The organism is Levilactobacillus lanxiensis (assembly GCF_016861655.1).
Classification (GTDB): Bacteria; Bacillota; Bacilli; order Lactobacillales; family Lactobacillaceae; genus Levilactobacillus; species Levilactobacillus lanxiensis.
The window spans coordinates 1-4881 of sequence record NZ_BOLN01000022.1 but is presented as its reverse complement, the minus strand read 5'-3'; the positions used below and the strand labels follow the sequence as shown (position 1 = coordinate 4881).

Genomic DNA, 4881 nt, shown 5'->3' with positions numbered 1-4881 from the left:
TGGTAGACCTTTGAAAACTGAACATTGTTTCGACAAACCAAATATGTGTAGGGCGGTTTGATACTTGGTATCAAACCCAAACAATATTTGCGAAGTCAATTCGCTTTTATAACAAAAAGTAACAACAATCGATGAGCTATTCAAGCATCATCTTTAAGATGAGAGTTTGATCCTGGCTCAGGACGAACGCTGGCGGCATGCCTAATACATGCAAGTCGAACGAGCTTCCGTTGAATGACGTGCTTGCACTGATTTTAACATTGAAGCGAGTGGCGAACTGGTGAGTAACACGTGGGAAATCTGCCCAGAAGCAGGGGATAACACTTGGAAACAGGTGCTAATACCGTATAACAACAAGAACCGCATGGTTCTTGTTTGAAAGGTGGCTTCGGCTATCACTTCTGGATGATCCCGCGGCGTATTAGTTAGTTGGTGAGGTAAAGGCCCACCAAGACAATGATACGTAGCCGACCTGAGAGGGTAATCGGCCACATTGGGACTGAGACACGGCCCAAACTCCTACGGGAGGCAGCAGTAGGGAATCTTCCACAATGGACGAAAGTCTGATGGAGCAATGCCGCGTGAGTGAAGAAGGGTTTCGGCTCGTAAAACTCTGTTGTTAAAGAAGAACACTTCTGAGAGTAACTGTTCAGAAGTTGACGGTATTTAACCAGAAAGCCACGGCTAACTACGTGCCAGCAGCCGCGGTAATACGTAGGTGGCAAGCGTTGTCCGGATTTATTGGGCGTAAAGCGAGCGCAGGCGGTTTCTTAAGTCTGATGTGAAAGCCTTCGGCTTAACCGGAGAAGTGCATCGGAAACTGGGTAACTTGAGTGCAGAAGAGGACAGTGGAACTCCATGTGTAGCGGTGGAATGCGTAGATATATGGAAGAACACCAGTGGCGAAGGCGGCTGTCTAGTCTGTAACTGACGCTGAGGCTCGAAAGCATGGGTAGCGAACAGGATTAGATACCCTGGTAGTCCATGCCGTAAACGATGAGTGCTAGGTGTTGGAGGGTTTCCGCCCTTCAGTGCCGCAGCTAACGCATTAAGCACTCCGCCTGGGGAGTACGACCGCAAGGTTGAAACTCAAAGGAATTGACGGGGGCCCGCACAAGCGGTGGAGCATGTGGTTTAATTCGAAGCTACGCGAAGAACCTTACCAGGTCTTGACATACTATGCAAATCCTAGAGATAGGACGTTCCCTTCGGGGACATGGATACAGGTGGTGCATGGTTGTCGTCAGCTCGTGTCGTGAGATGTTGGGTTAAGTCCCGCAACGAGCGCAACCCTTATTATCAGTTGCCAGCATTAAGTTGGGCACTCTGGTGAGACTGCCGGTGACAAACCGGAGGAAGGTGGGGATGACGTCAAATCATCATGCCCCTTATGACCTGGGCTACACACGTGCTACAATGGACGGTACAACGAGTTGCGAAGTCGTGAGGCTAAGCTAATCTCTTAAAGCCGTTCTCAGTTCGGATTGTAGGCTGCAACTCGCCTACATGAAGTTGGAATCGCTAGTAATCGCGGATCAGCATGCCGCGGTGAATACGTTCCCGGGCCTTGTACACACCGCCCGTCACACCATGAGAGTTTGTAACACCCAAAGCCGGTGAGATAACCTTCGGGAGTCAGCCGTCTAAGGTGGGACAGATGATTAGGGTGAAGTCGTAACAAGGTAGCCGTAGGAGAACCTGCGGCTGGATCACCTCCTTTCTAAGGAATATACGGAGGCTACACATACTTTGTCGAAACAATGGTCAGTTTTGAGGGGCTTACCTCTCTAACTTGTTCTTTGAAAACTAGATATTATCAAATATTTTCTAATAATTATTTTTATTAATAATTAAACCGAGAACACTGCGAATTTTTTTGAGTTTTTAATTAGTTTTTATCGCTAATACTCAATTAATCAACGATTACGAAGTAATCGTTAGGTTAAGTTATGAAGGGCGCATGGTGGATGCCTTGGTACTAGGAGCCGATGAAGGACGGGACTAACACCGATATGCTTCGGGGAGCTGTACGTAAGCTTTGATCCGGAGATTTCCGAATGGGGAAACCCAGTAGTTTTAACCGACTATTACAATTCAGGGAATACATACTTGAATTGAGGCAGACGTGGGGAACTGAAACATCTAAGTACCCACAGGAATAGAAAGAAAAATCGATTCCCTAAGTAGCGGCGAGCGAACGGGGAATAGCCCAAACCAACAAGCTTGCTTGTTGGGGTTGTAGGACTGAACATTTGAGTTACCAAAGTCAATGATAATCGAAACGTCTGGGAAGGCGTGGCATAGCGGGTGATACCCCCGTAGATGAAATCGTTGACCCTCAGTTCAGGATCCTGAGTACGGCCACACACGTGAAACGTGGTCGGAAACCGGGAGGACCATCTCCCAAGGCTAAATACTCCCTAGTGACCGATAGTGAACCAGTACCGTGAGGGAAAGGTGAAAAGCACCGCGGAAGCGGAGTGAAATAGTTCCTGAAACCATGTGCCTACAATTAGTTAGAGCCCGTTAATGGGTGATAGCGTGCCTTTTGTAGAATGAACCGGCGAGTTACGTTAATTTGCAAGGTTAAGGTGTAAAGACCGGAGCCGTAGCGAAAGCGAGTCTGAAACGGGCGTTTCAGTAAATTGATGTAGACCCGAAACCAGGTGACCTATCCATGTCCAGGTTGAAGGTGCGGTAAAGCGCACTGGAGGACCGAACCCGTGTATGTTGAAAAATGCTGGGATGAGGTGTGGATAGCGGTGAAATTCCAAACGAACTTGGAGATAGCTGGTTCTCTCCGAAATAGCTTTAGGGTTAGCCTCGGAATTAAGAATCGTGGAGGTAGAGCCACTGTTTGGACTAGGGGCCCGTCATGGGTTACTGAATTCAGATAAACTCCGAATGCCACTGATTTATATCCGGGAGTCAGACGATGAGTGATAAGATCCACCGTCGAAAGGGGAACAGCCCAGACCATCAATTAAGGTCCCTAAATACATGCTGAGTGGAAAAGGATGTGGAGTTGCATAGACAGCTAGGATGTTGGCTCAGAAGCAGCCACCATTTAAAGAGTGCGTAATAGCTCACTAGCCGAGTGATCCTGCGCCGAAAATTTACCGGGGCTAAGCATGTTACCGAAATTATGGATGTGACCATTAGGTCACGTGATAGGAGAGCGTTCTAAGGGCAATGAAGCTAGATCGTAAGGACTAGTGGAGCGCTTAGAAGTGAGAATGCCGGTATGAGTAGCGAAAGATCAGTGAGAATCTGATCCACCGAATGACTAAGGTTTCCTGGGGAAGGCTCGTCCTCCCAGGGTTAGTCGGGACCTAAGCCGAGGCTGAGAAGCGTAGGCGATGGATAACAGGTTGATATTCCTGTACTAGTTAATTATGTTTGAACGATGGAGGGACGCAGCAGGCTATGGTATGCGCACGATTGGAAATGTGCGTTCAAGCGTCAAGTCTGGTGATGAGTTAAATGCTTATTGCTAAGGACAAGGCGTTACGAGGACCGAATTTTAGTAGGGAAGTGCCAGATGTCACACTGCCGAGAAAAGCTTCTAGTTAGTAATTAATTACCCGTACCGCAAACCGACACAGGTAGTCGAGGAGAGTATCCTAAGGTGAGCGAGTGAACTCTTGTTAAGGAACTCGGCAAAATGACCCCGTAACTTCGGGAGAAGGGGTGCTACACGCAAGTGTAGCCGCAGTGAAAAGGCCCAGGCGACTGTTTATCAAAAACACAGGTTTCTGCAAAATCGTAAGATGACGTATAGGGGCTGACGCCTGCCCGGTGCTGGAAGGTTAAGTGGATGAGTTAGCTTCGGCGAAGCCCAGAAATGAAGCCCCAGTAAACGGCGGCCGTAACTATAACGGTCCTAAGGTAGCGAAATTCCTTGTCGGGTAAGTTCCGACCCGCACGAAAGGCGTAACGATCTGGGCACTGTCTCAACAAGAGACTCGGTGAAATTATATTACCTGTGAAGATGCAGGTTACCCGCGACAGGACGGAAAGACCCCATGGAGCTTTACTGTAGCTTGATATTGGGTGTTGACACAGCTTGTACAGGATAGGTCGGAGCCGTAGAACTCGGAACGCTAGTTTCGAGTGAGGCGCTGGTGGGATACGACCCTCGCTGTGTGAACACTCTAACCCGCACCACTTATCGTGGTGGGAGACAGTGTCAGGTAGGCAGTTTGACTGGGGCGGTCGCCTCCTAAAAAGTAACGGAGGCGCCCAAAGGTTCTCTCAGAATGGTTGGAAATCATTCATTGAGTGTAAAGGCAGAAGAGAGCTTGACTGCGAGACAGACAGGTCGAGCAGGGACGAAAGTCGGGCTTAGTGATCCGGTGGTACCGTATGGAAGGGCCATCGCTCAACGGATAAAAGCTACCCTGGGGATAACAGGCTTATCTCCCCCAAGAGTCCACATCGACGGGGAGGTTTGGCACCTCGATGTCGGCTCATCGCATCCTGGGGCTGTAGTCGGTCCCAAGGGTTGGGCTGTTCGCCCATTAAAGCGGTACGCGAGCTGGGTTCAGAACGTCGTGAGACAGTTCGGTCCCTATCCGTCGCGGGCGTAGGAAATTTGAGAGGAGCTGTCCTTAGTACGAGAGGACCGGGATGGACATACCTCTGGTGTACCAGTTGTGCCGCCAGGCGCATCGCTGGGTAGCTATGTATGGATGAGATAAACGCTGAAAGCATCTAAGTGTGAAACTCGCCTCAAGATGAGATTTCCCATTCCTATATGGAAGTAAGACCCCTGAGAGATGATCAGGTAGATAGGCTGGAAGTGGCAGCGTTGTGAGACGTGAAGCGGACCAGTACTAATCGGTCGAGGACTTAACCAAGTTGAAAAACGTGGTGTTCTCA

The 4881-nt window shown here is 49.2% G+C and carries 2 rRNA genes; both read left to right on the top strand.

From position 1 onward, the window contains the following. The first annotated feature begins 154 nt into the window (after positions 1–154). Positions 155–1720: ribosomal RNA gene (locus tag JUF22_RS13730) — 16S ribosomal RNA — on the top strand. 220 nt (positions 1721–1940) lie between these two features. Next, positions 1941–4859 (top strand): 23S ribosomal RNA (locus JUF22_RS13725). Together the 16S and 23S rRNA genes form the textbook arrangement of a ribosomal RNA operon. Positions 4860–4881 lie beyond the last annotated feature (22 nt).